The sequence below is a fragment of the Streptomyces jumonjinensis genome (assembly GCF_009600885.1).
Taxonomy (GTDB): Bacteria; Actinomycetota; Actinomycetes; order Streptomycetales; family Streptomycetaceae; genus Streptomyces; species Streptomyces jumonjinensis.
The window spans coordinates 1-2312 of record NZ_VCLA01000173.1 but is presented as its reverse complement, the minus strand read 5'-3'; the positions used below and the strand labels follow the sequence as shown (position 1 = coordinate 2312).

The 2312-nt window shown below is 72.8% G+C and carries 3 protein-coding genes; all 3 read left to right on the top strand.

Annotated elements, in window-relative coordinates; translation table 11 throughout:
• Nucleotides 1-156: 156 nt before the first annotated feature.
• The 3 genes from FF041_RS26650 (at nt 157) to FF041_RS26640 (ending at nt 2258) form a co-directional block, all read left to right on the top strand.
• The gene (locus tag FF041_RS26650) at nt 157-1068 is read left to right on the top strand and encodes an NAD-dependent epimerase/dehydratase family protein (protein ID WP_153525211.1); all 912 of its coding nucleotides are present in this window, start codon (nt 157-159) and stop codon (nt 1066-1068) included.
• 62 nt (nt 1069-1130) lie between these two features.
• Nucleotides 1131-1436 (top strand): hypothetical protein, encoded by a 306-nt coding sequence (locus FF041_RS26645; protein WP_153525210.1) that lies wholly within the window; start codon nt 1131-1133, stop codon nt 1434-1436.
• 123 nt (nt 1437-1559) lie between these two features.
• Nucleotides 1560-2258: a hypothetical protein gene (locus FF041_RS26640; RefSeq protein ID WP_153525209.1), complete on the top strand. Its 699-nt coding sequence runs from the start codon at nt 1560-1562 to the stop codon at nt 2256-2258.
• The last annotated feature ends 54 nt before the right edge of the window (nt 2259-2312 follow it).

Genomic DNA, 2312 nt, shown 5'->3' with positions numbered 1-2312 from the left:
GGGGGCGCGGCTCGCCCGCGCCCAACTCGACGACACCCTCGCCGCGCTCGCGCCGTACCGCCCGACCGTGGTGCGCTCCCGTGCCGACCGGCACGCGGCGCTGCCCGGCTGGCGTTCGCTGACCGTCCGGGCCACCACCACCTCTGGAGAGCTGTGATGACCACGATCGCCGTCACCGGGGCGAGCGGCTTCTGCGGCTCCCACATCGCCGCCCTCGCCGCCGCCCGGGGCGCGAACGTCCTCTGCGTGGGGCGGCGACCGGGGCCCGTCGGACGCCACATCCCCTGGGACGCCGCCGCCGACCCACCCGATCTCGCCGGGGCCGATGTCGTCGTGCACTGCGCGGCCTCGGTCGGCGACCCGGTGCCCGGCTCACCGGCCGAGGCCGCGATGCGCGCCGTCAACGTCGACGGCACGGCCCGGCTGCTGGAGGCGGCGGCCGGCCGGCCGGTGGTGTGGGTGAGCAGCGCCAGCGTCTACGCCCCCGGGCCCGGCCGGGAACGCGTCACCGAGAGCCACCCCGTACACGGACAGCTCAACGCCTACGGCCGCACCAAAGCCGCGGGCGAGGCCCTGGCACTGGCCGCCGGGGCGGTGGTGCTGCGCCCCCGCGCGGTCTACGGAGACGGCGACCCCCATCTGACGCCCCGTCTCCTGGCCCGCGTCCGCGCCGGACTCCTCCTGCTGCCCGGCCCCGATGTACGGCTCAGTCTGACCGCCGTGGAGAACCTCGCCGACGCCTGCCTCACCGCCGCCGGCTGGCCGCCCGGCGCGTACAACATCGCCGACTCCGCGCCGTACTCCCGCGACGACGCGGTACGCGCGGTCCTGCGCGCCCACGGCGTACGGGCCCGGATCGGCCACCTCCCGCTGCCCCTGGCCCACGGGGCCGCGGCGGCAGCCGAGACCCTGTCCCGGCTGCGCCAGAACGCCGAGCCCCCGCTGACCCGGTACGCCGTCGACCAGCTGGCCCACACCGTCGTACTCGACACGGCCAAAGCCGAACACCAGGGATGGAGGGCCCGGCGGAATCTGGATGATTTCGCCTCAACGTTGACTCGGTGCTGATCGGCGGAGGCCGGGACGGCAGGTGCTCGGGATCCTCACCTGGCGGTGGGGATTCCATCCCGATGGCTACCGTCATCCCGGAGAAGCAGGACCGAGCCGCCAACCGCAAGAAGAAGGGCAGCCGGGGCGCGGCCACCTCCGCCGTCTCCCACCTCATCGAGGTCACCGGGGTGGGAGTAGCGCACGCCGCCTATGGGGTGGCGGTGCGGTGCGCGCCGGAGCGGGCGGGCTCTGAGCATGCGGCGGTAGCGCGTCTTGTGTGGCGTGGGCTACTCAACGACGACGTCGGGGCGCTGACTTCACCGTGGACCGCAGGGCAGGGGCAGACAGCGGCGGGGGCTCCCTTCGGGCAGTGCTGCCGGTCATAGAAGTCACTCGTTCGTAGGACAGGACCTTTCACCGCCCAACAGGGCGGGCAAGCCAGGTACAAGAGCTCTGCGCCGGGTGATTCCCCGCAGCACGCAGCGGGTGGCACCGTGCCGGATCACTCCGTGCAGACGTCGCTCTTCATGTCCGGCGTCGCCGGAGCCACACAGAAGACCGGAGGCATCCTCATGTCCCTGTACTCACCCCTGCCCTCAGCGAACCGCAGCCGGCCGGCCGCACGGCGACGGTCCGCCGCGTCCGCGGTCCTGCGCACCCTGACCGCCGCGTCCCTTGCCGCGAGCGCCCTGCTCATGGCCTCCGCGAGCCCCGGAACCGCCGCCCCCTCCGCACCGGCCAGAACAACGGCCGGGTCCGCGGCCCTCACCGTCGACGTCTCCTGCCCGGTGGGCACCGGCACCGTCACCTACGCACCCGGCATCACCCTCAACCCCAAGCCGACCAACATCTCCTTCACCGGCAGCGCCGGCCCCTGCACGAGCACCGACCCCGCCATCACCACCGTCTCCGGCTACAGCGGCAGCGGACAGGGCGACCTCGGCTGCACCACGGGAGACTTCGACGCCACGGGCACCATCCTCTGGAACACCGGCGCCGTCAGCAACGCCGCCTTCTCCTCCGTGGTCGGCCTGCGACCCGACGGAATCCCCGTGATCGTCGCCACCGGCCCGATCACCTCCGGCAAATTCGCCGGATCCACCGTCGAACTCGTCATCGCTCTGCTCCCCGCCAACCCCCTGGGCTGCTTCAACGCGCAAGGCATCACCCAAACCCACGGCTCCGTCTCCCTCACCGTCCTCCACTAGGCCATGCTCTAGACCGGTGTTCCATCTCACGCCTCACACCGTGACGAGCACAGT

What these genes read in the sequence shown, in the direction of transcription:
- FF041_RS26645 (WP_153525210.1), top strand. Translation starts at nt 1,131, where the DNA reads ATGGCTACCGTCATCCCGGAGAAGCAGGACCGAGCCGCCAACCGCAAG.
- FF041_RS26650 (WP_153525211.1), top strand. Translation starts at nt 157, where the DNA reads ATGACCACGATCGCCGTCACCGGGGCGAGCGGCTTCTGCGGCTCCCAC.